Source organism: Paenibacillus sinopodophylli (genome assembly GCF_005930355.1).
Lineage (GTDB): Bacteria > Bacillota > Bacilli > Paenibacillales > Paenibacillaceae > Pristimantibacillus > Pristimantibacillus sinopodophylli.
In genome coordinates this window covers 1,249,125-1,271,395 of the sequence record NZ_VDBO01000001.1, presented here as the reverse complement: position 1 = coordinate 1,271,395, position 22,271 = coordinate 1,249,125, and the positions used below count along the sequence as shown (strand labels likewise).

The window sequence follows — 22,271 nt, the reverse complement described above, 5'->3', positions numbered from 1 at the left end:
CAAATATGGTGTGCGAAAAATGGTAAATTATACTGCAATAAAAAAAGCCCTTAACCCCATTAACCCATTTTTACTACAAATAGTTTCTAGTCTATTTATAATTAGCTATTAGTCCATGCTGAAGAAAAAAACTAACGTACACTGTACAATCTATATAGGAGGTGTCGTATTGAGTTATTCTGCTATAAAAAAACGGTGCAAAAGGAAACCAATTATTGTATGCCATCCAAACGAAAAAAAAAAGAAACGTCATTCACGAATCATTAAAAAGAAAGTTTGTTTGAAGTGTCCCCCGCTTAACGGACAGCAATTACTAAGTCGACTTGCGGGGGCAATTGCAGAGGTTGGACCTCAAGGACTTGCAGGAGCACTTGGACCCCAAGGACTAACAGGACTTGTGGGAGCAATCGGCTCACTTGGACCCCAAGGATTAGCAGGGCTTGCAGGAGCACTTGGCGCAGCTGGATTGACGGGGTTAACAGGACCAGCGGGACCTGTAGGACCAGCAGGTGGAGTATTAGCTTTTGCAGATTTCTTTGCTTTAATGCCCCTTGATAACGCAGCAACTGTTGCTCCCAATACGGACGTGAGTTTTCCGCAAGATGGTCCATTTAATGGGACTGCGATAACCCGTATAAATGCAAGCTCATTTAACTTGGCTTCAATTGGCACATATCAGGTTTCGTTTCAGGTAAATGTAAATGAAGCTGGTCAATTGATTTTAACCCTAAATGGTACTAACCTAGCTTATACGGTAGTTGGGCGTGCAACAGGAACTTCTCAAATAGTAGGAATAGCGCTTGTGCAAACAACAGTCATTAATTCAGTACTCACAGTTCGGAATCCTGCAGGTAATTCGACGGCACTCACGATCACTCCATTAGCTGGAGGAACCTGGTCGGATTCCGCACATCTTGTTATTATGCAGATCGCATAATGGGTAAAAACTTTATACGGAATTTTTTTACACCTACGACACAAATATAGTGGCTAGTAGATTCGAAACTCTCGGCACATACACCTTATGCACTTTGGAATAAAAAACAGTGAAGCTCTCTAGCTATCTGACAAAGTTCAATTATTAAAGCGGCAGACCAAATTCTGGTCTGCCGCTTTGTCATATTTTAATCCAAGGGTACTATATACTTCCAAGATTGGACGAGGGTTTCGATAAAATTCTACGACTCTATTTTAAATTCGCGGTTATAATGAAGAAAGATTAGGGGAGAAAATAGTTTCAAAAATGTCTTGCAAACAAGACAGTATGCATGTTATATTTGTCTTGCAAACAAGACAGCCTAGTCGGTAAAGGAGACGTGATATGAGTAATGTCAAAAAGAATAAAGCTCCACTCTTCGCGGTCTACACATCGCGAGAAGCTGCCGAACTGTGGGGGCTGTCCGAGAACACGGTGACTAAGTGGTGTAACAGGGGAAAGTTCAATTCAGATGAGGCCAGAAAGTCTGGCAAGGTATGGCTGGTGACGCATGATGGAATGGTTCGTCTAGCGGAAAAAGAGCCACATGAAGAGGAGTGACTGGGTTGAGCGATGTATTGGGATTCTTCTTATTTTCAACAATCGAGGGTATCGGGATTTTCATAATGATGATGGCTATCTTTCGACTAAAGCCGTACAAGCATTTGCTAGGATTCTTGCCAGTGTTGCTGGTCATGGTGTTCCAGAGCTTCATACTTCGTGAGGAGCTGTCCTATCCGTTCTTGGTTCCTGTGGTGAGCATCTTACTGTTCGTTCTATATCAGACAATCATACTCAAACTGCCGCTTGTATGGTCGTTTATCATCACTCTAACCGGATACACTGCTTTTGGATTGATACAAGCGACAATCCTCGTTGTGGGTTATGGGGGAGTTGATGGGGTTCCGCCACATTCAATCGATGCAAACATAGCACAAGTAATTACAGGTGTTGTTCAAGTGCTAATCGCATCAGTGCTTTTGAAATACAGGATCGGCTTCACAGCTGATTTTGAAAAGCTTAGGTTCAGAGCCGAAAGAATCATTGTTGTTACTATGATCGCGTTGACTATTGCGGGGCTGGCATTGGTAGCTATATCGATTAAAGCGATGATCTTTGTGGTTCTTTCATTCTTGTTCTTCTTATATTTCAGTATCAGAAAGGAGAGGGAGGGTTGATAGAGGCAATAGCAAGCAGCATCGCGGTCGGAATTAAAAAGGTAGTACCTGAACACCCTTCATCGGTGGCAGTGCTCCAGTACTCACTTGCTCTAATTTTGAACGGGGCATTCATTATCGGATTGTCGCTATTACTTTCTATTATCACTGGAAAGACGGCTGAGGTCGCGATTATCTTAATAAGTTTTGCATTACTTCGACAAGTGAGCGGGGGGTTGCATCTCAAATCCGGAATGTCCTGTGTCTTGGTATCAACTGGTGTAGCTACAGTTCTTTCACTAGTGAATCTTGGACAAACAATCACTTTAACTATTACAGCAATTTCGATGTTGCTTATGTTGCTGTTAGCTCCCTCTAATATTGAAAAGCAATCACGAATACCCAAAAGATACTATCCGATATTGAAGGCAGTGTCAGTGGTGATTGTAGCAGTAAACCTATTAATTCAATCAGACGTAATCGCATTGGCGTTCATCGCACAAGGCATAACGTTAATTCTAACAAGGAGGTGATCACATGTTCAAGAGAGCTACTTATGGTTTTGCTTCTGCATTGAGTTTGTTCGCGGTTGCTGTTGTTTCTACTGCAAGTTTCTTATTTATCTATCAAGACGAGACTCCAGCCGAACTGCTGAAGTCCGCAGAGTAGGGTGTGATAAATTGTGCATATATTGGGTGTAACCAGCTGTCCCGATGGATTGTCAGGCATTTATAATTTAAGCATTGATGCCATTAATTATATGGAAGGCGATTCCGCTCAAAGAAGAGTCGTCATCTACACGCTCACCGATGTGTTTTATATGCCTGGCAGTATTAAGTTCTGGCAGACAGCTTTAAATAATAGCGGCTATGCATTCGCGGATATTGACCGTAGCACTTTAATTAATGCGGCGAATGTGAGATTACTCGACAGCGATAAGAAAGAGGCTTACTTCGATTATGAGGTAAAGAAGCAATCTCAAAAATGCGGAATTGCTTGGCACAAGTATAAAGCACATGAATTATTCATTAAGACCTTTAATCCAGATGTTGTCGTAATATAAAAAAACAGCCCTGTCCGTAAATGGATGGGGCTGATTTTTTGCTAATAACAAATATGTCAAGGGGTAATTTGTCGCAGCTTGTCGAATGGCTAGGAAAATTCGCGGATTTGAATTTTTGTTTACATATTTATTGATCTACACAATAATAAAGACATAAGGTATTCATTGGTATTTCAGGTAATTCAACTCATCTTTAGACCTACAAATATGTAGGGTTAAGATCAGTGGAGGGCGAGTACTAACGCCGACCGACTACGTGTTGGGCCAAACATAGAATTTTTCCATAGGAACTTTAAGCACGACTGACATTGCTCGAAGTGTCAAGCTGCTCATTGGTCTTCGATTATTTTCGATGTGAGCAATCTCTGCAACAGAAACGTCGAGGCCGCACTTTTTTCTAATCTTAGTGGATAATTCTAGTTGAGTTAACTTGGCTTTAATCCGATATTCTTGTAGCCGGCACTCTCCATGATCAAGTGCCATACCAGAATCCTTTCAAATGAATTCACATTGAGATTATATCACCAAAGGAGCTGTAGTGGTATGAAGCAATTCACTTACATGGTAAATGATGATAATATGTCGGGCGTTGGAATACGTTGTGGCGACATTGTCACTATACAACAAACACAAATTTATGAAGAGACGGACATTGTTGCGATTGCTAGCGAAGAGGATATTTCCAAGCTAGTACTAACTAGGGGGTTCGTTATCAAAAACTCGAGTGAAGAAGTATTAGTTGTCGGAAAAGTCACGAAGGTGAACATAGTGAATTAGAAAGACCCGCCTCTGTTATGAGGCGGGTCTTTCGTATGTATTAGAAATTAATTACAATCTTTCTCAGTTTGCCGATCACCTTAATATTCGACTCATCGCCATCGTTGTAAATAATCGGTGGATATTTGTCGTTAGCTGACTGTAGGAAAAGTGTCGTTCCTTGTTTGTATACCTTTTTCAACACCGCTTCTTCTCCGATCAGAACTGCAGCTATTTCCCCGTCTTCAACTTCTTCTTGCTTGCGGATCAGCAGCAAGTCTCCATCATGAATTCGAGCTCCGGTCATACTATCACCCTTTGCTCTCAGGTAAAAATACTCCCCGCCATTAAGCCATGCTTTCGGTGTCGATTCATAACCCTCTATATTTTCATATGCGAGTTCGCCGTTTCCGCAAGAGATTTTTCCGACTATTGGCAGGCTTATTGTCTCTTCTTCTTCTTTCTCAATTCCGAGTTGGTCATAAGCGCCTTCTGTTAATTGGAGCACGGTTACACCGAGTGCTTCAGCCAACCTCTTCAAGCGCGCTGTATCTATTTTATGTTGTCCCTGCTCGTATCTTTGAATTGTTTTTTTGGATAGATCAACTTTTTCTCCAAGAACTTGCAGGCTGAAATTTCTGATTGTCCGGTACTTATGTATGTTTTTTCCGACGATTTCATAAAATTTTTGAGTGTCAAAAATCTCGCTCATTTCAAATTCTCCTTCATATAATGATCTGAAAATAGTATACCTCCAATAAGACACAAAAGCAAACAATTGTGGTTTTTTGTGTCTCGAAAAGGGTTGACACACTATTTTTGTGGTGATATTCTGAGTGTGTCTTAATCGAGACACAAAAAAAGAAACGACGACAAGGAGGTGATGGAGATGAAGATTACTGTGAAAGCAGCTCGAGTAAACAGCGGCCTAAAAGTAAAAGAAGCTGCTGATCACTTGAATCTTTCGCTAAACGGTTATTCTAAAAAAGAGAATGGTCGTGCTAGATTCTATGCGGACGAACTTGCTCAGCTTAGTAAATTATATAAAGTTCCATACGAAAATTTTTTTGAAGCGGCGTGTCTTAATTGAGACACGATATAAGATAGGCACTCCGCTGATCAAGGCGAAATTAATGAGGGTTTCGCCAGTAAACAAGGTAATCGCGAGTGAGTAACAGTTTTTAAACCAACGCTTACTAAAGGTTTAGTATACGGTGAAAAGCAATACACACATTTATTTGGAAACTTAATGCCACTAACATACGAAAGGATGATGAAAATGAGCAAATTAGTTCGCATCGAGAACGGCCAGCCAGTAACCGACAGCCTGATTGTTTCTGAAGTATTTGGAAAAGAGCATTTCAATGTAATGAACGACATTAAGACTCAGCTTAGCAAACTAGAGGAAGCTGGGGAAAGTGAATGGGGTTCCTTGAACTTTCAAGACACCCAATATCAACACTCGCAAAACAAACAATGGTATCCAAAATATGATTTAACTGAGGATGCTTTCGCGATCATTGCAATGTCATATGTTACGCCGGCAGCAATGAAGATGAAGGTGCGCTTTTTGGAAGAGTTCAAGCGTATGCGCCAGCAGCTATCTGATCCTTATGCCAATCTTAGTCCTGAAGTCAGAGCGATATTTGCGGTTGATACAAAGGTCCAGCAGCTTGAAAGCCGCATAGACGAAATCGACGGTAAGGTCGAGACACAGATCACTTTAACGCAAGGGGAACAACGGCGTATTCAGAAGGCGGTAGGAGCGCGGGTGTACGATTTCACTCAGGATTCTGACGAACGTAGATCTATGTTTAGTGAACTCTACCGCGAGATCAAGGACCGCTGGGGTGTTCCGAGTTACCGCGATGTTCTGCGGAAGGACATGCTCGACGTAATCAAATACATTGAAGCATGGTTCCCGAAGAAGGTGTCGATCTAATGACAACAGTTGAAACAGCCGCCAAGATGATAGCCGCAGCAAAGCGCGACACGAAGACATACGGCGAGGCGCTTATCAATCTCGGGCCCGCATCTAGGGAGGTAGCTCCCATTGATTTCGCAGCTTACGACATGGCGGTACAGTCGCTTCTCGCCGAAATGAAAGCTCAGCCGCACGGAGGTGCCTAGTCATGATCCAAATATTCCACAAGATCTATTGGCGCTTTTGTGGCGAAAAGCACTATGAGGAAACCGAGTTATACCTCGTCCCAAAAGACACCACTCGCCCGTCACAGCATCGTTCAGCTACACGGTACGTTAACCGCCAGCTTCCGCTAGGACACCGCACTCGCGGTGATGTGGGGCTACTATAGGAGGGATTCAATGCGTTCGATTATTGAAGCTAAGGCAGATGCGGTCACCCACTTGAACCAGCTTTACAAGTTTCTGTTTAGCAGTGAGGTTTCTGCCGAGCACATTGGCTGGTTGAATCTGGAGATTGCGGAGCTAGAACGGGATATCGTCCGTCAAGAGGCGATCGCGATATGAACCGCATTTCGGACGAGCTGCTGAACTATCTTGCTGATCGGTTTGTAAGTCAGAAGATATGGCACCTCTATCAGATCAACCTAGAACAATATATTGAGGGCTGGCAGCAGGGACATTGGAGAGATTGGGCTTGATTTCGCAAACGCGAAAATCATGTACCCTTATTATTTTTTTGCCAAAAACGGTATTCTGAGCGGTTTTAGTACCTGGGAGGAGGTGAAAACGATGAATGGAGCAGTCAAGAATGAGGATGTTCTTGTGAAGGTTGAAATTAGAACGCCGCATAAAACGGTGATTATCACCCTTAATGAGGAGTTTCAGAACAAAATTGTTATTTCCTTGGAGGCGTGGAATCGAAAACCGGACAAAGAAGTGAAAGTCATCTTTGAAGATGAAACGTTCACTTGGATCACTTGCCCGCAAGATGCATTTATTTACCGCACTTATACAACCATCGCTGTAGATGATGAAACGCCGATTTACGAAATTCCAGACGATTGTCCGTTTTAATGAAAAAGCCCTAACAGCGATGGCCGTCGCGTTAGAGCCGCAATCAAACAATTCAACGCCAGTTTAACACGGAGCTGGCAAGAAGGGAAGGGCTAACATTGAATCAGAAAATAGCACTTATATCATTAGCATTTAGCTATTTCAAAGGCTTGATTGATTTCAAGCTTGAGGCAGATGGAGAGGACGTCGATGTTTACGGCGACAATGCAGCAGGCAAGACCACCCTGTTCGACGGATTCTCGTATCTCCTTTTTGACAAGGACAGCCGCGATAAGGCGCAGCCTGAGAAGTGGATCAAGACGCTTAATCAGGAAGGTATACCGATCCAAGATGGCAAGCATCAAATTGAAGGTGTCTTGTTAATCAACGGGAAGACACTCACACTGCGTAAAGTTTTTTCGGAGAAGTGGACGAAGAAGCGCGGTTCAGCTATTCCGGAATTCTCGGGCCATGACACAAAATACTTCTTCAACGGCGCGGAGTTGAAACAAGGGGAGTACAAGGCAGAGATTGCCCGAATTATCGATGAGGATACATTCAAACTCCTCACCAATCCGACTTATTTTAACGAAGTGTATGACAAAAACAAGCGTCGCAAGCTTTTGCTTGAGATGTGCGGGGACCTAGCCGATGAGCACGTAATCGCAAGTAATCCCGACTTGCAGGAGCTGCCGTCTTTGCTGGGAGATTCGACGCTTGATTTGCATAGGAATTACCTGAAAACCGAACAGAAGCGAATTAACAGCGAAATAAACAACATCCCGGTTAGCATCACCGCGATTCAGCGAGCTATGCCGGCTATCAACGGCGCTGATGAAAAAACACTTGAGGTGCAGTTGAAGTCCATTCGGAGTCGCATTGCTGGGAAGGAGGAAGAGTTTAATCGTCTCCAATCAGGCGGTGAGGTAGCTGTACAAGAGAATCGCAAGCACGAACTGCAAGGGGAGTTGTTGCAACTCAAAAACAGCATCCAGTCCGGAACACTCGATAAGGTTAACGCGCAGCGCAGCGAGCTCTCGAAGCTCCAAGGTAAACAGTCAGAAATCGAGACGGAGTTCAGCAGGACAAGCCGAGATCATAGCGAGAACGTCCGCATCATCGATGGTAAGAATGCGGAACGCGAGAAACTACGTGAAAAATACGTAGAGGTTCAGGCGCAGGAATTCGCGCATACAGGCAGCGACGATTGCCCTTCATGCGGACAGGCATTGCCGTCTGAGAAAGTCGATGAAGCGCACCAAAAGGCATTACAAGCATTTAATGCAGGCAAGTCGTTACGACTGGAGCAAATCAGAGCTGATGGTCACGCTGCTAAGGACTTAGTAGAACGGCTAGGAGCGCAAAACGAGAAACTTGCAGTAAAACGTCAGCAGTTGAATGAGCAAATGGCTGAAGGAGAGAAGTCAATCAGCAAAACCAAATCTGCGTTGGCAGCATTGGAAGCAAACATTCAAGACGTTGACACTAACCCTGAGTACATTGCAAAAAAGCAAGAAATGGCAGATGTGGAGGCGCAGATAGTTTCTATTCGCACATCGAATGCTGGGATGATTGGCGAATCGAGATTGGAGTTAGTTAACCTTCGAATGGAGGCAGACAAACTCGAGCGTGAGCGCGGGGCGTATGCAGCTACCGCAAAGAGTCGAGAGGAAATTGCATCTTTAAAGGAAAGGGAGAAGCAGCTCGCTCGTGAGTATGAGGGGCTTGAGCGCCAAGTGTACCTAACGGATGAATTCATTCGAACTAAAGTGACACTGCTTGAATCGAAGATCAATTCTATGTTCCGAAACGTGCGGTTCAAACTGTTCAACACACTTGTAAATGGCTCGTTGGAAGAAGTATGCGAGACGTTATATGGCCCTAATCTGGTTCCTTACAGCGGCGGTCTTAACCGTGCAGCTCAGCTCAATTCAGGGCTAGACATCATTGAGACGCTATCCATTCATCGTGGTGTATCGGCACCGATCTTCATCGATAACGCCGAGGCTGTAACCGAGTTGGTTAAAACGACAGGACAACAAATTAGGCTGATCGTTAGCAAATCAGACAAGCTTCTACGGGTTGAGAATGCTGGCAACCCTAATGCAATCATTGTCGACAATGAGGTGATCGCATGAGAGAGGTTGTCGTCGTAAAAGTCCTATCAGGGACTGATCGGGATGGGCTAATGAAAGAAACGCTTGAGATTGACGGCAAAGAGGTGATGAGCGCAGGTTCGCTCAGTGAATGCCCAGAAGACGCGATTCTTGAACGTGATTTACTCGGACCTTCTGATTTCGCACATCTATTGAACAGTTTTCTGATTGAACATAAAGGCAAGCAAGTCCAATTTGTATATGAAGATATGGAGGATGAAGAATGAGCAACCAAGTGTATTCGACGCAACTAACTAAGGTGAATGACACCTTTTTGCCGATGATCGAAAATCAATTAATTGGTAACGGGCTAAATATGGACCAGTATTCAAAACAATGTGTAATGAATGCTTTGTCATCGATTAATACAGCGCTTGATGCTAAAGGGATTACTTTTAGTGATCCGCAACTGGACAAAAGCAATGTGACAACGATTTTGCTTCAAATTGCGTCACTCAAGCTTAATGCGGCAGCCAGCCCTCGTGAAGTATACTTCACGGTCCGTAACGTTAAAACGGGCAAAAAAGAGAACAACAGAGACGTTTACAAAAAGACAATTGAGATGGGCGTAGAGGGCGATGGTAACGACGCTATCCTGTCACGCTTTGGGCGCCACGTCAAAGAGGTTCGTCAATACTGGCTTGTTCGGGAAGATGATCATTTCGAATACCCGAGCTTCAACGGTCTTGAAATGACGCCGCCGAAATGGACACCTAAAGGTAAGGGTCCTGTTGTGAGAGTGGTTTATCCAATCATTCGTGACAACGATATTATTGAATACTACATTTCAGAGCGTGAAGAGGTAGCGAAAAACCTTTTTGCACACATCAACAACGGAATGATGAATGAAACATTCGGCATTTGCGCGAATCGTTATGATGCTACGGCTGACCAAAAAAAGCAGATCACAGCAAAGAAAACCGAGTATCTCAAAAGAGCTGAGAAACTTGGATTGGGAGCTTTGGATGATGCCGATTTGTTGCAGTGGATAAGCCCGGCGTGGTCAGAATTCCACAGCCGTGAATCGATGCTCATTCGTAAAATGAGAAACAATGTGGTCAAGAAAATCCCTAAGGATTTCGGAAATGCTTTCGTGGAGATGGTCCACAGTGAAGCGACTGACGAAGGCTATACAGCTACTCGTCGAGAGATTTCAGACAATGCCAACACTGAACCAATTGACGTGGAGTTTGAAGCTCGAACTGTCTCGCTAGATGAGTCTGAAACGGTCCAACATCAAGAAGTTGCTCAGCCTGCAAAATCAAGCGAGACGCAAACGAACACCGAAGATCAGGGAAAACCGGAAAAAATCGCTATCGAAGGTTTGGACTTCTAAATGATAAAGATAACCCCGATCGGCTCCAGCAGCGCAGGAAATGCGTATCACATAACGGATGGAGAAACCGCCTTGCTGCTGGAGGCGGGGCTCTCATTCAAAATTATTCAACGATCATTGAATTACCGAACAAGCGAGCTGGCAGCATGCCTCCTTACACATAATCACGGTGACCATGTTAAAGGAGCGAACGAGGTTATGAAGGCTGGAATCGACGTTTATTGCTCAGCTGGCACAGCAGAAGCTGCTGGCTTATCGGGCCACAGGGTTAACGCGGTTGAGTCGATGAACAAATTCACGATTGGTACATGGACCATCTTGCCCTTCGATGTACAGCACGATGCCGCAGAGCCGTTAGGCTTCCTGCTCGCTAATCAAGCTGGAGATAAACTACTGTTTGCTACAGACACCTACTATATTAAGTACAAGTTTTTGGGGTTGACCCATTTACTCATTGAATGCAATTACAGCGAATCAATTGTTGAGCAGAATATCCTTTCACAGACTGACGAGGATAAGCGAAGCAACCTCATCTATCGCAGGAGTCGCCTTATCAAGTCTCATTTCAGCTTAGAAAATATGAAAGAGTTTATCCGCTCAAACGACATGAGCCAGGTACTTGAGATTTGGCTGATCCACTTAAGCGATACGAACAGCGATGAAGCACTTTTCAAGCGTGAAATACAAGAACTGACCGGGCGACCTGTGTATGTCGCCGGCAGATAGGAGCGATTAATACATGTGCATTATGGATGATATATGCGTATTCGACTTTGAAACAAGCGGGCTTAGTCCAATTGAGGAGCGAGTAATCGAGATGGCCGCAATTAGATATCGAGAAGGTCAGAGGGTTTCGGAATTCAGCACCTTAATTAAATTCGATGGCGAACTAACTCCAAAAATTACAGAGATCACAGGAATTACTGATGAGAAGATTGCAAACGGCATGGATGAGAAAACGGCGTTTCTATGCTTGAGACATATCATGGGTCCGAGCAGCGTGCTTGTAGCCCACAATGCACAGTTCGATCTCCAATTCTTGCATCATGCCATGTTCCGAATTGCAGGTAAGACGTTTGCCAATCCGTTTATCGATACGCTGACGATAGCGCGGGACCGCACTAAATATCCCCACACGCTTACTGACATGTGCAACAACTACAACATTCCGCTTGACGGCGCACACAGGGCATTGGCGGACGTAGAGGGCACATTGGCTTTGCTACAGGCTATGCACAAACAACATCCAGTTGACGAATGGGTTAACAAGCTGAGTTATGTAGCTAAATATGGGGAGCCAAAATGGGTGCCGGCGCATGCGGAGTTAACTCCAGTAGTGTGGAAAAAATAAAGGACGGTGAATCGAATGGGACGCATGAATCAAAAGGATTTTATCCATATAAAAACTTGCTCTAAATCATACGGAGCCTTAGTGCTTATCGATCATGTCCGCGCTCTAGTTGCCCACGTTGAAGCAATTGAGCTCGAGCTCAGGGTATCCAAAGAGGACGAAGAAGAAGCGGTTCGTAGGTGTGGTGAAGCGGAGTTGAGTATTATACGCCTTAATCAGCAGGTCATGCAGCTTAAACGGGAGTTGGGTGAATCTCGCGCCGATGAATTACAGGCAACTATGTCTGCAGACAGGCTGAGCACCGAGAATGACGCATTGAAAGCTGAGCTAGAGTCTAAGAAAGTCGTGCTGCCGAAGGAAGTAGCAGAGGATCTAGAAGCACGATTAAAAGCTAATCAAGGAATGATCTACAGCACCGCTTATGATTTTGTTCATAACAAGTATATATCGAAACACACTTGGGGTTGGGTTAACAGGCAAAATGATTGCAATTTGATCACGATTGCCATAGTCAACGGCTACACAGTCGAGGAACCTCCAACCACAGAGGATAAGATGCGGGAGCGATTCGAGGAGCGGTTGATACATTACGAAATCAAAGCCGGCATTGATAACAAAACTCTAGCGGCTGTACTAGCTCACGAGGTGCGCGAAGTGCTGGCCGAAGAACGACAGGAAGAATAAAGCAGGTGAGGTGAAATGGCAGGCGGTGCTTTTCAAACAAGCAGGGAGTTATTCGAAAATCCGATCTGGCAAAACATCGTCGAATTTAGATTGTTCTTCTTAATCTACGGAAAAGCCGTTTTTGCAGAGGAGGGGGTTAAGGTTGCGGATGACCTTATCCTCCAGCGTGGCGAGTGGCTCCGATCAACTCGAAAACTGCAAGAAGACCTGCAATATGTGGAAAATAGACAGGTAAAAACCTACTCCGTTTCCACAATAAATCGAACAATTTCTCGTTTAGTACGCTTGCAGAGAGTCTGCACGAAAACGCATGAACTTGGAACAGTGTTTACAGTGCTAAATTATGAGCAATATCAAGGGTTTGGAGGGTATCGGAATATGGAACTTGGAACACAACTTGGAACAGTCACGGAACAAACGCGGAACAATAATAAGAATGTAAAGAAAGAAAAGAACTTAAAAGATCTTATATCTTGTATTTTTGACCATTGGATGAGCAAAGATTTGGTAAAGCACAGGACCATAACCCCGCAGATAAATCTGCAAATCAAGTACAAGTTGAATCACTATTCAGAGGAAGAAATGATTCAGGCTATTACGTCCTATGATGCCATTCTTAATAATCCAAATTACAAACTGAATACTAGATGGGGATTGCTAGACTTCTTAGAGAAGGGCCATTTCGAAAAGTTCCTACCAGATCGAGACCCTTATACCTTTTACCCCAAGGTCGTAAATGATCTAGTTCCACCAAAACAATCAAAGCTTAGTAAAAACAAAGCACTCCTGCAGCGGGGGAGGGCGAACGCAAATGTTACCGGAGCAAGCAGAGTTTCTCCTGTACAAAGCATCGGCAGCTTACCCGAATCAACTTGAGCTTGAAGAAGAGACTGTTGTTGTTTGGATAGAGCGACTTGCCAATGTCCCTTATGAATGGGGCCTGTCAAATTTAGACTTCCACATCGATACAAATGATTTTTTTCCCAAAATATCAAATATCACTCGTTACGATTTGCAGCCAGTCAAAAACAATGATGCATTGCGGCTGGAAGCAACTCAGAAGATAGCTCTCCTCGACCATTGGATACAGACGGATGCTCCTGCTCCGGATGGCTATTGGGAAAATGTGCGCAAGAAGATATGGGGTGATCGAACATGAGTTGGCCGCACGATGAAGCTCCACCTGACTATGAAGCTAACTATCTAGGGATGCCAGACGCAGAACCTTACAACCTCGAAGCTGAACAGGCTGTAATAGGGTCGATCCTGCTTGAAGCTGAATCTTTTGAGAAGGTAAAGGATCGGTTAACAAAGGGGAAGTTTTACGACAAGGCTCATAGAACGATTTACAAGGCTATGTGCGATGTGTACGAATCGAAGGCACCAATAGACGTTGTGACGGTTTGCGCGGCGCTACAGGACGATGACAAGCTTGGAGAAGTAGGAAGTGTTACTTACCTCGCTCGCTTATCCGGATCAGTGCCGTCTGCTTCCAGCATAACCTATTACGCTGATATCGTCATAGACATGGCCCTGCGGAGGGAATCGCTTGTCATTGCACGCGAGCTGGTGAAGCACGCTACATCGGAGCAGGACGTTGCGGGGTTTGTCGCACTGGCCGAGAAGCGCATATCAAAGCTGACGGCTGAGAACAAGCCGCCTAAAGCGTTCGTGACCATGAGAGATGCGCTGTTTCAGGTATTCGAACAGACTGAGGAAAAATTCAACAACCGTCATGAAAACAAAGGCGTTACGGGTATGCCGAGCGGTTTGACTGATCTAGATAAGATGACGGCAGGCTTCCAGCGGAGCGACCTTATTATCATTGCTGCCCGTCCTTCTGTTGGTAAGACAGCCTTTGCTCTCAACATCGCACAGAACGTTGCTATTAGGGCGAAGGAAACTGTAGCCGTCTTCAGTCTTGAAATGTCAGCATCTCAGCTTGTACAGCGGATGATCTCAGCAGAAGGCAACATTGATGGCGAAAAGCTGAAAACGGGATACTTCGAGCCGGACGATTGGGGCAAGATGACCAACGCGATTGGCATCCTATCAGAAGCCAATATTTTTATCGACGATACGCCAGGCATTACAGTCGGGGAGATCCGGTTCAAATGTCGTGAGCTCAGAAAGGAAAAGGGCTTGGGTATGATCATGATTGACTACCTGCAGCTTATACGCGGTAACGGTCGGAGCGGCGAGAATAGGCAGCAAGAGGTATCCGAAATCTCGCGGACTCTCAAGGAGATTGCTCGGGAGCTGGAAGTCCCGGTAATCGCCCTCTCGCAGCTTAGCCGTGGTGTGGAACAGCGGCAGGACAAGCGACCTATGATGTCCGATCTACGGGAATCAGGATCGATAGAGCAAGATGCTGATATCGTAGGCTTCCTCTACCGAGATGACTACTACGACAAGCAAACAGAAAAGAAAAACATTATTGAGGTCATCATTGCTAAGCAGCGGAACGGTAAAGTGGGAACTGTAGAAGTCGCCTTTATGAAAAATTACGGTAAAATGGTCGATCTTCATCGGCAAACAACAATTGACGACCATGATGTGCTGGAATGAAGCGGCGGCCGCGAAAGCCTGTAAGGGTTGATCCCTTTTATCAGGAGGCTCCGACGGAGATCGTCTACAACGAGCAGAGGCGTGTAATCGGTGAGATATATTTACTGCCGGCGAAAGTGATGTATGAAGGCATACCGCCGAAAAGGAGGAAGAGCGAGAAATGAATGAACAGTCCGAATACGCGAAGCAGCTGCACACACACGTCATGACGGACGAGCAGGTTATAGCTCAGATCGACAAGTGTATCGGTGACGGTGTCCCAATCAACATCAGTACGATGCGGCGGGGGCTGGAGATTCTACTGTACGAGAGACATGAGCGGCAAAAGGTGTCAGCTCTCAAAACTGGAATTAAGCCAATCAAAGGGACATGTGCAAGAGTATACGATTTTCTCGTTTCCTTTATCGCGGAGTGTGGTTACCCACCATCTAACCGCGAGATTGGTGAAGGTGTTGGGCTATTGTCTCCATCGACAGTACATCGTCATTTGGATACGTTAGAAAAATTGGGATACATCCTTAAAGACCCAACGAAGCCGCGGGCAATTACAATCATCGGAGCAAGGGAGGCGGCGCTGTGAGGTTCGTAGGAGTCGATCCAGCGACTAAAACCGGATTTGTTGCTTTGGATGAGCGCGGTGAGGTGCTTGTTGAAGTAGAACTAAAGGGCACGGGAAAGGTTGAGAAAGGCGGCATATCGATCAGTCAGCTTGTCAGCCTAGAAGACCAGTTGTATACGTTGCTGTTACCAGGTGACGAGGTGGTAATCGAAGATGCTGCACCGGGAACGCAACGGGGTATTACAACCGGAATGATACACGGCGGGCTGCGAAGCATGGTTCATCGACGGAAATTGAGATTTAACAAGTTAATGCCTGCATCGGTTAAAAAGTATGTCGGCGTAACTGGTTGGAAAGGTGAAGCTGGCAACAAAGAAAGAATGTCGGGGAAAGAGGGTAAGGACGCTGTTGCCAAGGCGGTGGTCGAGCATTTTGGATATACCCATAAGAATGACAACATCGTTGACGCGTATATCATGGCTCGAATCGCAATGAATCTATATCACATGCGAGAACTGAATCCACCTGTTGACACTTACCCTTATCAAATCGAGGTAGTAAATTCGATCCTCGCAAAAACGGAATAACCGCGCAATCGCTCGGTGAAGGGATTACTGCTGCCACACAACCGAACATATGTTTCTAAACGAGGTGATCGAGTGGTTCCGAATTACAAGAATGCGACTTTAGAACAACTAGTTAACATCCGGTATCACGACGATGGAGCGAGTCTCCTGCAGAAAATGGGAGCGGAATCTGAGCTTATCCGCAGGCAACGTAAAAAGCGAAGTGGAAAGCTGGACAAACATCCGAGGTCGAAACGATGAGCCGCCGTCTACAGCCGCTGCCGCAGCCAAAGCTAGAGACTGACCAAAAGCCTAATAGCGAGGTTACTGTGCGGAAGATGACGGATGAGGAATATGCACAAAAGGCCGCAGTTAAACCGAGAGAACGTGACGTAATGGCGTGGAAGCCGACGAGAAGGAAAGAGGTGGGGGATTGAACCACATCATCTTTTCAAGCGGCGGAACCGCAAGCCTGGCTGTAGCTGATTGGGTTAAAGAACAATTCCCTAATGACAATATCGTGATGTATTTCACCGACACGCTTTGGGAGCATCCAGATTGTTACCGGATGCTGCGAGAAGGGTCAGACAAGCTGCAGCTACCACTTTTGACACACAGTATGGGGCTCAACCCAATTCAACTCATGTTTGAAAAGAAGATGGTCTATAACTCCATGATCGGTGATTGCTCAAAGATATTGAAAATGCGTGTGGGCATGGACTTTCTCAAACGAGGCAAGCTGCCGGCAGTTGCGTACTGGCGGAATGAACAATTCTTAAAGGATGCTGATTTCAAAACGGATGCTACTCTTTATTTCGGAATCGATTTTGATGAGATGCACCGCGAGACGGCCATAACGAAAAATTGGGCTCCTTTCAATGTGATTTTTCCGCTAATCGAAAACAACATCTGGAAAGAGGAAGTCCTCAAGAAGTACGACATCGAGAAGCCAGAGCTTTACAAACTGGGCTTTAGTCATAACAACTGCCACGGACGGTGCGTGAAGGCGGGGCAAGGGCATTACAAATTACTTAAGGAGCAACTGCCGGATGTGTTCGCCAAGATCATGGAGCAGGAGTTCCACTTGAAAATGTACGTCTCAGCTTACAGGTACATCACAAAAGGCAATGATCCAAAGGACAAGACGCCGATACCTGACGAGGATAAAATTCCGTTACATGTTCAAGAGCCAATGCTCAAGGAACTTGATGATGCATACCGCGATTACTTCTATGACCGAGCCTTGAAACCTAAACTTTACGTTCACCCAGCAGGTTCAGCAGCAGTAAGGTACGCGAAGATTCAGCAGTATAGCTTCATGAAAAAGGATTCGCAGCCATATCCGATACGCCAACTCAACCAAGACGACGAGGCAGAGAGGGCAATGTACGGCGGCGCTGAATTGATTGATCGCTATGACATTGGCGGCTGCGGGTGTTTTACGGATTCACATTGTGAGATAGAACTTGAAGGAGTAGATGTTTAAGATGCGAAACACATTGGGCGATTTGAATAATCATTTATTCTCGCAACTAGAACGTTTGAGCGATGAGGATCTGAGCGGGGAAAAATTAGCTGAAGAGATTAACAGGGCCAAGGCCGTGACCAGCGTAGCTTCACAAATTATTTCGAACGGCAGTTTGGTTTTGGAAGCAAGAAGGCTTGCTGATGACAGATTGAATGCGGACACGTCCATCCCGAAAATGTTGGAGGGGTAGCCAATGTTTCGCTTTAGTCCTGATCAAAAAGAGTTTATCAAGGCCAATGTAGTTGGTCTAAGCAATGCTGACTTAACTCGACAATTCAATGCCCATTTCGGTTTGACGGTTCGTGAGACGCAAATTAAATCTTTTAAAAAGAACAACTTGTTAAGTAGCGGATTGACAGGAAGGTTTGAAAAAGGTCGTATGCCATTTAACAAAGGGCAAAAAAGGACATGGGCCGGCGGCGAAGATACCCAATTCCGAATGGGCCATAAGCCACACAATTATATGCCAGTGGGATCTGAAAGAGTAAACGCAGATGGCTACGTTGACCTCAAGATTGCTGACCCGAATAAATGGCGCGGCAAACATTTGATTGAGTGGGAAAAGCATAATGGTGGTTCAATTCCCAAAGGCCACGCCGTCATATTTGGGGATGGGAATCGCACAAACTTTGAACCTGACAATCTGATTATGGTTTCGCGCGCTCAGCTTGCAGTCATGAACAGGAGAGGCTTGATCCAGTGTAATGCGGACCTGACTAGAACGGGCGTTATCATGGCTGATATTTACCGTAAAATTGGAGAGCGAAAAAGAAGCGATCGTGCTGATCGATAAGAGATTTATCAAAGTCGGATATGCGAGGTGAGATCATGAGCAATATTGTCACTTTAAGTCACTGTATATGCGATGTGTGTGGCAAAGTTAAGCGAAAGAAAGAGCTCAAGAGATGGAACGAGCGAGATGTATGCACGCCATGTATAACTGAATTAGTTGGTGAGGTGTAGGGATGATTTTGACGGGAGACTGCCGGATAGTCATGCAGGCGCTACCGGAGCAATACTTTCACACATGTGTCACCTCACCGCCATATTGGGGATTGCGGGACTATGGCATTCCGCCTAGTGATTGGCCTGAAACAACTTACATTCCAATGCCCGGTCTGCCGCAAGTGACTGTTCCAGCATGGAATGGTTGTCTCGGGCTAGAGCCAACGCCGGAGATGTTCGTTGCTCATACTGTTTCAGTGTTTCGAGAGGTTTGGCGTGTGCTGAGGGATGATGGAACGTTGTGGCTCAATTACGGCGATACTTATTCCGGATCCATGAAAGGCCGCAACGCTGACGGACGTGGTAATCCCGGTGATATGCATAAGCAGCACACAGGCCAACATGCCGGAAGCATTCAATATCAAGACTTTGAAGCTCCAGGACTAAAACCAAAGGACCTTGTTGGCATTCCGTGGCGTGTAGCCTTCGCGCTTCAAGCTGATGGTTGGTATCTCAGAATGGATAACATTTGGAATAAACCGAACTGTATGCCTGAAAGTGTAAGGGATCGCCCCACAAAGGCACATGAGTATGTGTTTCTTCTCTCCAAATCGGAGCGATATTACTACGATGATGAAGCTATCAAAGAACCAATGGCCGCCTCAAGTATCGAGCGGTTGTCACAGGATATCGAGGGCCAGGAAGGATCCGCGCGGGCTGCTGGTGGAACAAAATCGAACGGCAATATGAAAGCGGTGGGTGGTTCTAAAGGTGCTTTTGGACCTGAACAATCTAGGCGTAGAAGTGGAAACAAAGAACGAAAGTATGGGAAAGATCGCGATCGACCCGGTTCTCACTTAGGAGGCTCTATTCCTTGGGAGGGTAATTCGAGAAATAAACGATCTGTTTGGACAGTGACCACAGCCCAATTCAAGGAAGCACATTTTGCAACGTTTCCTGAAAAACTGATCGAGCCCTGCATTTTGGCGGGTGCTCCGGTAGGTGGTCGCGTACTGGACCCGTTCGGCGGTAGTGGAACAACTGAAAAGGTAGCAATTGAAAACGGACGTGAATGTACAAGCATCGAGATAGGTGAACAGTATGTGGAGATCGCTGAGCGACGAATAGCGAATGTGCAGCCTAAGCTTCAGTTCGAAGGACAATCATTATTATTTTGAGGTGAACATACGTGATCGTACGTGAACGAGTGATGCGGGAAATTGGCAGTCTTCTTGATGGGAGATGTGATGGTTGTCCTCAACTAAAGGAATTGAATCGGATCCACGGACATTCTACCTCTCATGTTGACGGGTACTGCCAGCGGACTTGTGAGGTTGGTCTAAAACTTAAAGGCTTGGGTGAGCAGCTTAACGCTACACTCAGTCCGCGCGTGGAGTTGGCGTTCGATGATGAAGAATATGCTTGAAAATTAAAGATCATTAGGAGTGAGGCTATTGAAAGCAATAACGATAATTCAACCGTGGGCGACTCTGATCGCCATTGGCGCTAAAAAATTCGAAACGCGTAGCTGGCCGACAAAGCATCGCGGAGAGCTCGCTATTCACGCTGGCAAGAAAATAGACCGCGAAGCGTGTGAACAAGAGACGATTAAAACGGCGCTGGCTGCTCATGGATACACTCCAGACAACCTGCCAACTGGATCTATTGTTGCAACAGGGAGCCTGTCAGAATGCTATAAAGCTAGACAATACGGTCTATCTGATTACGTGGAGTTAACTAGCAATAGCGGAATCAAGTCAATAGATGGACCTGAATTTGTTTATGGGGATTATTCAACGGGGCGCTTCGCATGGGAAATAGCAGACGTGCAGCAGCTGGCGGAACCGATACCAGCCAAGGGGCAGCAGGGTTTGTGGAATTGGGCTGCAAGCGGTACAACATCTGAATAGGAAGGTGATTTAAATGAGCAAGGGACTCAAACGCCTTAACTGGATAACGACAATACTTCTGCTGGCAATGGTCTTATGGGGCATGTGGAACAACCTGCAGGAAGCAAAGAGTAATCAACGCTATGGGGAGCTTGTCAAACAACGGGGCGAAATCAATCAGCAGTATGGAGAACTTGTTGATCAAATGGCTGCGAATAACAAGAAGTCAGCTCAAGAGCTGCAAGAACTTAGAGATCGCTTTAAGGAGTATGTCGATCGCTTGGATGGCAGGTGAATATGAAATGGGTTGTACAGCAGCCAATGGAACGACATGCTTAATAACTGGTGACAGGTGTATGTTTTTCATACCAAGCAGCGCTGCGTGCGCTGCATTGTATGGCGAAGGTCCAGATGCCAATGAGGATAGATGCGAAGATTGTAAATTCTTTTTTTTAAAAGATGGGAAACGGTCTTGTACATCTAAGCCGTTTTATCATGAACCCCGAACAGAATTTTTGGACGATGACCTAGTGAGTTGTGGCGGGTTTGAACGGAAATAATCTCGCGGTTCGGCGATACAACATAATGAATATTAAATTACATGGAGGATGATTCAAATGTCATTTGTTAAATTGAATGTATTCGAAGGCAATAAGAGCGTGGAGTTAGAGGTAGAGGCTGCGACACCGCAGCACATTGATTCCATTATTGTTGGTACTTTCGGGATTTTCGGCATTACGCAGCAACCAGAAATAACTGTTGATCTAGGCGGTCCCGTATTAATAAAAGCGGACAACGCTTCTAGTGCCGATTTGAAAGAGAAGCAACATAGAGAGGTTCAGGAAGCTAAGTCAACCATTCAACAGCCTGTAACTGCTCAGGTGATACCGCCGGCTAACACTAACATCCAGTCAAAAAAAGTTGAGCTGCAGGGAGCGAATAGAACGCTGAATACATCGATCGGCGAGAAACTAGACAAGGCTATTGCAGAAGCACCAGAAAAGCCAGATTGGTACGATACAGGAATTAAGTTTAAGGACGAAGTGCCACACTACCGCCTGCGCTACTGGTGCCAAAATGAAGCTTGCAAAAATCAAGGCAATCACTACATCGCTCTCGATGATAGTGAAATAGAATGCCACAATTGCAAGACTAAGCATAAAGTACGTCCAGCAATGGGCAGATTCGCAGATCAAAAGATTCCCGTGAGAGATGCTTTCGGCAACTTCTTCCGTGCATCGGAGCTTGTTTAGAAGTCAGGCAAGTCATATATTTTTTTGTCAAAAAACCGAACGTATGTGCTGGGAAGGAGGTGCCAATTCATGATTTACCTAACCGCAGAACAAGAGACGTTGTACAAGCTGCTGGCGGAGCATCCCAAATCTTCTTACCAGCAAGTGGCCGATTTGACCGGCTGGGCACTACAAGGTGTGAGCGTTAGGTGCCGAGCGCTTGTAATCAAAGGTGCGATCGAGCGCAAAGGCAATCAGCGCCGCTTTACACATAGCGCGATAGAGGATATCAAGTACATGGTGACGTACGATGGCAATCCGCCAAAAACACCTGAGCTGCCGGATACGCTCATGGAGCACCTGAAGGATTTCAAAGTTACGGATCAGCAGCGGCGCACGATTAAAGAGAATCCCAATCTCTCACGTAGGGAGTTGGCTGCCAAACTTGGGATAAGCAAGCTTGAGGTAAATATGCTGCTTGATCGGATTAACTATAAAAGGCGTTAACAAATAACATTTAGGGGAG

At 45.4% G+C, this 22,271-nt stretch carries 35 protein-coding genes and 1 pseudogene; 34 read left to right on the top strand and 2 right to left on the bottom strand.

Annotated features, from left to right (window positions below):
• Window positions 1-169 precede the first annotated feature (169 nt).
• The 6 genes from FGT79_RS05760 (at window position 170) to FGT79_RS05735 (ending at window position 3,196) form a co-directional block, all read left to right on the top strand.
• Window positions 170-937 (top strand): collagen-like protein, encoded by a 768-nt coding sequence (locus tag FGT79_RS05760; protein ID WP_138751784.1) that lies wholly within the window; start codon window positions 170-172, stop codon window positions 935-937.
• Window positions 938-1,321: 384 nt separating this feature from the next.
• A complete protein-coding gene (locus FGT79_RS05755) occupies window positions 1,322-1,537 on the top strand; it encodes a helix-turn-helix domain-containing protein (protein WP_138751783.1) in 216 nt (71 codons plus the stop codon).
• A gap of 5 nt (window positions 1,538-1,542) precedes the next feature.
• Window positions 1,543-2,154, top strand: a complete 612-nt coding sequence (locus FGT79_RS05750; protein ID WP_138751782.1) for a hypothetical protein — start codon at window positions 1,543-1,545, stop codon at window positions 2,152-2,154.
• Complete coding sequence (locus tag FGT79_RS05745) at window positions 2,151-2,666, top strand: accessory gene regulator ArgB-like protein (RefSeq protein WP_138751781.1); 516 nt, start codon at window positions 2,151-2,153, stop codon at window positions 2,664-2,666. The genes FGT79_RS05750 and FGT79_RS05745 overlap by 4 nt, the downstream gene beginning before the upstream one ends.
• A 4-nt stretch (window positions 2,667-2,670) precedes the next feature.
• Window positions 2,671-2,802, top strand: a complete 132-nt coding sequence (locus tag FGT79_RS05740; RefSeq protein ID WP_138751780.1) for a cyclic lactone autoinducer peptide — start codon at window positions 2,671-2,673, stop codon at window positions 2,800-2,802.
• Between the two features lie 13 nt (window positions 2,803-2,815).
• Window positions 2,816-3,196, top strand: a complete 381-nt coding sequence (locus tag FGT79_RS05735) for a LytTR family transcriptional regulator DNA-binding domain-containing protein (RefSeq protein ID WP_138751779.1) — start codon at window positions 2,816-2,818, stop codon at window positions 3,194-3,196.
• A 252-nt stretch (window positions 3,197-3,448) separates the two neighbouring features.
• Here FGT79_RS05735 and FGT79_RS32510 read toward each other — a convergent pair whose 3' ends face one another.
• Window positions 3,449-3,679, bottom strand: coding sequence for a helix-turn-helix domain-containing protein (locus FGT79_RS32510; RefSeq protein WP_138751778.1), 231 nt, complete (start codon window positions 3,677-3,679; stop codon window positions 3,449-3,451).
• A 60-nt stretch (window positions 3,680-3,739) separates the two neighbouring features.
• On the opposite strand from FGT79_RS32510, the gene FGT79_RS05725 reads away from it, so the two are divergent.
• The gene (locus tag FGT79_RS05725; protein ID WP_138751777.1) at window positions 3,740-3,973 is read left to right on the top strand and encodes a LexA family transcriptional regulator; all 234 of its coding nucleotides are present in this window, start codon (window positions 3,740-3,742) and stop codon (window positions 3,971-3,973) included.
• A gap of 40 nt (window positions 3,974-4,013) precedes the next feature.
• Here FGT79_RS05725 and FGT79_RS05720 read toward each other — a convergent pair whose 3' ends face one another.
• Complete coding sequence (locus FGT79_RS05720) at window positions 4,014-4,664, bottom strand: LexA family protein (RefSeq protein WP_138751776.1); 651 nt, start codon at window positions 4,662-4,664, stop codon at window positions 4,014-4,016.
• Window positions 4,665-4,841: 177 nt separating this feature from the next.
• Here FGT79_RS05720 and FGT79_RS05715 point away from each other — a divergent pair, with 177 nt between their 5' ends.
• The 27 genes and pseudogenes from FGT79_RS05715 to FGT79_RS05595 all read left to right on the top strand — a co-directional run bounded on the left by FGT79_RS05715 (window position 4,842) and on the right by FGT79_RS05595 (window position 22,252).
• Window positions 4,842-5,042 (top strand): helix-turn-helix domain-containing protein, encoded by a 201-nt coding sequence (locus tag FGT79_RS05715; protein WP_138751775.1) that lies wholly within the window; start codon window positions 4,842-4,844, stop codon window positions 5,040-5,042.
• 189 nt (window positions 5,043-5,231) lie between these two features.
• Window positions 5,232-5,894, top strand: a complete 663-nt coding sequence (locus FGT79_RS05710) for a Rha family transcriptional regulator (RefSeq protein WP_246096163.1) — start codon at window positions 5,232-5,234, stop codon at window positions 5,892-5,894.
• The gene (locus FGT79_RS30975; RefSeq protein WP_212758511.1) at window positions 5,894-6,082 is read left to right on the top strand and encodes a hypothetical protein; all 189 of its coding nucleotides are present in this window, start codon (window positions 5,894-5,896) and stop codon (window positions 6,080-6,082) included. Before FGT79_RS05710 ends, FGT79_RS30975 begins: the two co-directional genes overlap by 1 nt.
• Window positions 6,083-6,277: 195 nt before the next feature.
• Entirely contained in the window at window positions 6,278-6,442 is a 165-nt protein-coding gene (locus tag FGT79_RS30970; RefSeq protein WP_171056090.1) for a hypothetical protein, read from the top strand.
• Window positions 6,439-6,576: a hypothetical protein gene (locus tag FGT79_RS30965; protein WP_171056089.1), complete on the top strand. Its 138-nt coding sequence runs from the start codon at window positions 6,439-6,441 to the stop codon at window positions 6,574-6,576. The genes FGT79_RS30970 and FGT79_RS30965 overlap by 4 nt, the downstream gene beginning before the upstream one ends.
• A 91-nt stretch (window positions 6,577-6,667) precedes the next feature.
• On the top strand, window positions 6,668-6,952 hold the full coding sequence (locus FGT79_RS05705; protein ID WP_138751773.1) for a hypothetical protein: 285 nt from the start codon (window positions 6,668-6,670) through the stop codon (window positions 6,950-6,952).
• 98 nt (window positions 6,953-7,050) lie between these two features.
• The gene (locus FGT79_RS05700; RefSeq protein WP_138751772.1) at window positions 7,051-9,069 is read left to right on the top strand and encodes a hypothetical protein; all 2,019 of its coding nucleotides are present in this window, start codon (window positions 7,051-7,053) and stop codon (window positions 9,067-9,069) included.
• Complete coding sequence (locus FGT79_RS05695) at window positions 9,066-9,314, top strand: hypothetical protein (protein ID WP_138751771.1); 249 nt, start codon at window positions 9,066-9,068, stop codon at window positions 9,312-9,314. The genes FGT79_RS05700 and FGT79_RS05695 overlap by 4 nt, the downstream gene beginning before the upstream one ends.
• Complete coding sequence (locus FGT79_RS05690) at window positions 9,311-10,423, top strand: hypothetical protein (RefSeq protein ID WP_212758509.1); 1,113 nt, start codon at window positions 9,311-9,313, stop codon at window positions 10,421-10,423. Before FGT79_RS05695 ends, FGT79_RS05690 begins: the two co-directional genes overlap by 4 nt.
• Window positions 10,424-11,149, top strand: coding sequence for an MBL fold metallo-hydrolase (locus tag FGT79_RS05685; protein ID WP_138751770.1), 726 nt, complete (start codon window positions 10,424-10,426; stop codon window positions 11,147-11,149).
• Between the two features lie 13 nt (window positions 11,150-11,162).
• On the top strand, window positions 11,163-11,774 hold the full coding sequence (locus FGT79_RS05680) for a 3'-5' exonuclease (protein ID WP_246096161.1): 612 nt from the start codon (window positions 11,163-11,165) through the stop codon (window positions 11,772-11,774).
• Window positions 11,775-11,855: 81 nt separating this feature from the next.
• Window positions 11,856-12,458, top strand: a complete 603-nt coding sequence (locus FGT79_RS05675) for a DUF1642 domain-containing protein (RefSeq protein WP_212758507.1) — start codon at window positions 11,856-11,858, stop codon at window positions 12,456-12,458.
• Between the two features lie 15 nt (window positions 12,459-12,473).
• Window positions 12,474-13,334 carry a hypothetical protein gene (locus FGT79_RS05670; RefSeq protein WP_138751768.1) on the top strand — a complete coding sequence of 287 codons (861 nt, stop codon included), beginning with the start codon at window positions 12,474-12,476 and terminating at the stop codon, window positions 13,332-13,334.
• Window positions 13,270-13,617, top strand: coding sequence for a hypothetical protein (locus FGT79_RS05665; RefSeq protein WP_138751767.1), 348 nt, complete (start codon window positions 13,270-13,272; stop codon window positions 13,615-13,617). Before FGT79_RS05670 ends, FGT79_RS05665 begins: the two co-directional genes overlap by 65 nt.
• A gap of 50 nt (window positions 13,618-13,667) precedes the next feature.
• Entirely contained in the window at window positions 13,668-15,026 is a 1,359-nt protein-coding gene (gene dnaB, locus FGT79_RS05660; RefSeq protein WP_138752939.1) for a replicative DNA helicase, read from the top strand.
• A 160-nt stretch (window positions 15,027-15,186) separates the two neighbouring features.
• Window positions 15,187-15,582 (top strand): annotated as a pseudogene (locus FGT79_RS32505) (LexA family protein); the annotation flags it as partial.
• A 20-nt stretch (window positions 15,583-15,602) separates the two neighbouring features.
• Window positions 15,603-16,172 carry a hypothetical protein gene (locus tag FGT79_RS05650; protein WP_138751766.1) on the top strand — a complete coding sequence of 190 codons (570 nt, stop codon included), beginning with the start codon at window positions 15,603-15,605 and terminating at the stop codon, window positions 16,170-16,172.
• 236 nt (window positions 16,173-16,408) lie between these two features.
• On the top strand, window positions 16,409-16,588 hold the full coding sequence (locus FGT79_RS05645; RefSeq protein WP_138751765.1) for a hypothetical protein: 180 nt from the start codon (window positions 16,409-16,411) through the stop codon (window positions 16,586-16,588).
• Window positions 16,552-17,637 carry a hypothetical protein gene (locus FGT79_RS05640; protein WP_246096159.1) on the top strand — a complete coding sequence of 362 codons (1,086 nt, stop codon included), beginning with the start codon at window positions 16,552-16,554 and terminating at the stop codon, window positions 17,635-17,637. The genes FGT79_RS05645 and FGT79_RS05640 overlap by 37 nt, the downstream gene beginning before the upstream one ends.
• 1 nt (window position 17,638) lies before the next feature.
• On the top strand, window positions 17,639-17,869 hold the full coding sequence (locus FGT79_RS05635) for a hypothetical protein (protein WP_138751763.1): 231 nt from the start codon (window positions 17,639-17,641) through the stop codon (window positions 17,867-17,869).
• A 3-nt stretch (window positions 17,870-17,872) separates the two neighbouring features.
• Complete coding sequence (locus FGT79_RS05630; protein WP_138751762.1) at window positions 17,873-18,472, top strand: HNH endonuclease signature motif containing protein; 600 nt, start codon at window positions 17,873-17,875, stop codon at window positions 18,470-18,472.
• Between the two features lie 172 nt (window positions 18,473-18,644).
• Window positions 18,645-19,802, top strand: coding sequence for a DNA-methyltransferase (locus FGT79_RS05625; RefSeq protein WP_138751761.1), 1,158 nt, complete (start codon window positions 18,645-18,647; stop codon window positions 19,800-19,802).
• Window positions 19,803-19,834: 32 nt separating this feature from the next.
• The gene (locus FGT79_RS32500) at window positions 19,835-20,050 is read left to right on the top strand and encodes a zinc-finger domain-containing protein (protein WP_425465007.1); all 216 of its coding nucleotides are present in this window, start codon (window positions 19,835-19,837) and stop codon (window positions 20,048-20,050) included.
• 19 nt (window positions 20,051-20,069) lie between these two features.
• On the top strand, window positions 20,070-20,534 hold the full coding sequence (locus FGT79_RS05615; RefSeq protein WP_342778460.1) for an ASCH domain-containing protein: 465 nt from the start codon (window positions 20,070-20,072) through the stop codon (window positions 20,532-20,534).
• Between the two features lie 13 nt (window positions 20,535-20,547).
• Window positions 20,548-20,808: a hypothetical protein gene (locus tag FGT79_RS05610; RefSeq protein WP_138751758.1), complete on the top strand. Its 261-nt coding sequence runs from the start codon at window positions 20,548-20,550 to the stop codon at window positions 20,806-20,808.
• 322 nt (window positions 20,809-21,130) lie between these two features.
• Window positions 21,131-21,766, top strand: coding sequence for a hypothetical protein (locus FGT79_RS05600; protein WP_138751756.1), 636 nt, complete (start codon window positions 21,131-21,133; stop codon window positions 21,764-21,766).
• 69 nt (window positions 21,767-21,835) lie between these two features.
• On the top strand, window positions 21,836-22,252 hold the full coding sequence (locus FGT79_RS05595; RefSeq protein ID WP_138751755.1) for a helix-turn-helix domain-containing protein: 417 nt from the start codon (window positions 21,836-21,838) through the stop codon (window positions 22,250-22,252).
• Window positions 22,253-22,271 lie beyond the last annotated feature (19 nt).

Coding starts and splice junctions, on each gene's coding strand:
- FGT79_RS05665 (WP_138751767.1), top strand. CDS start 13,270: ATGTTACCGGAGCAAGCAGAGTTTCTCCTGTACAAAGCATCGGCAGCT.
- FGT79_RS05625 (WP_138751761.1), top strand. CDS start 18,645: ATGATTTTGACGGGAGACTGCCGGATAGTCATGCAGGCGCTACCGGAG.
- FGT79_RS05610 (WP_138751758.1), top strand. CDS start 20,548: ATGAGCAAGGGACTCAAACGCCTTAACTGGATAACGACAATACTTCTG.
- FGT79_RS05755 (WP_138751783.1), top strand. CDS start 1,322: ATGAGTAATGTCAAAAAGAATAAAGCTCCACTCTTCGCGGTCTACACA.
- FGT79_RS05645 (WP_138751765.1), top strand. CDS start 16,409: ATGAGCCGCCGTCTACAGCCGCTGCCGCAGCCAAAGCTAGAGACTGAC.
- FGT79_RS05705 (WP_138751773.1), top strand. CDS start 6,668: ATGAATGGAGCAGTCAAGAATGAGGATGTTCTTGTGAAGGTTGAAATT.
- dnaB (WP_138752939.1), top strand. CDS start 13,668: ATGCCAGACGCAGAACCTTACAACCTCGAAGCTGAACAGGCTGTAATA.
- FGT79_RS30970 (WP_171056090.1), top strand. CDS start 6,278: ATGCGTTCGATTATTGAAGCTAAGGCAGATGCGGTCACCCACTTGAAC.
- FGT79_RS05630 (WP_138751762.1), top strand. CDS start 17,873: ATGTTTCGCTTTAGTCCTGATCAAAAAGAGTTTATCAAGGCCAATGTA.
- FGT79_RS30965 (WP_171056089.1), top strand. CDS start 6,439: ATGAACCGCATTTCGGACGAGCTGCTGAACTATCTTGCTGATCGGTTT.
- FGT79_RS05720 (WP_138751776.1), bottom strand. CDS start 4,664: ATGAGCGAGATTTTTGACACTCAAAAATTTTATGAAATCGTCGGAAAA.
- FGT79_RS30975 (WP_212758511.1), top strand. CDS start 5,894: ATGACAACAGTTGAAACAGCCGCCAAGATGATAGCCGCAGCAAAGCGC.
- FGT79_RS05685 (WP_138751770.1), top strand. CDS start 10,424: ATGATAAAGATAACCCCGATCGGCTCCAGCAGCGCAGGAAATGCGTAT.
- FGT79_RS05690 (WP_212758509.1), top strand. CDS start 9,311: ATGAGCAACCAAGTGTATTCGACGCAACTAACTAAGGTGAATGACACC.
- FGT79_RS32510 (WP_138751778.1), bottom strand. CDS start 3,679: ATGGCACTTGATCATGGAGAGTGCCGGCTACAAGAATATCGGATTAAA.
- FGT79_RS32500 (WP_425465007.1), top strand. CDS start 19,835: ATGCGGGAAATTGGCAGTCTTCTTGATGGGAGATGTGATGGTTGTCCT.
- FGT79_RS05715 (WP_138751775.1), top strand. CDS start 4,842: ATGAAGATTACTGTGAAAGCAGCTCGAGTAAACAGCGGCCTAAAAGTA.
- FGT79_RS05680 (WP_246096161.1), top strand. CDS start 11,163: ATGTGCATTATGGATGATATATGCGTATTCGACTTTGAAACAAGCGGG.
- FGT79_RS05710 (WP_246096163.1), top strand. CDS start 5,232: ATGAGCAAATTAGTTCGCATCGAGAACGGCCAGCCAGTAACCGACAGC.
- FGT79_RS05740 (WP_138751780.1), top strand. CDS start 2,671: ATGTTCAAGAGAGCTACTTATGGTTTTGCTTCTGCATTGAGTTTGTTC.
- FGT79_RS05670 (WP_138751768.1), top strand. CDS start 12,474: ATGGCAGGCGGTGCTTTTCAAACAAGCAGGGAGTTATTCGAAAATCCG.
- FGT79_RS05600 (WP_138751756.1), top strand. CDS start 21,131: ATGTCATTTGTTAAATTGAATGTATTCGAAGGCAATAAGAGCGTGGAG.
- FGT79_RS05635 (WP_138751763.1), top strand. CDS start 17,639: ATGCGAAACACATTGGGCGATTTGAATAATCATTTATTCTCGCAACTA.
- FGT79_RS05695 (WP_138751771.1), top strand. CDS start 9,066: ATGAGAGAGGTTGTCGTCGTAAAAGTCCTATCAGGGACTGATCGGGAT.
- FGT79_RS05595 (WP_138751755.1), top strand. CDS start 21,836: ATGATTTACCTAACCGCAGAACAAGAGACGTTGTACAAGCTGCTGGCG.
- FGT79_RS05725 (WP_138751777.1), top strand. CDS start 3,740: ATGAAGCAATTCACTTACATGGTAAATGATGATAATATGTCGGGCGTT.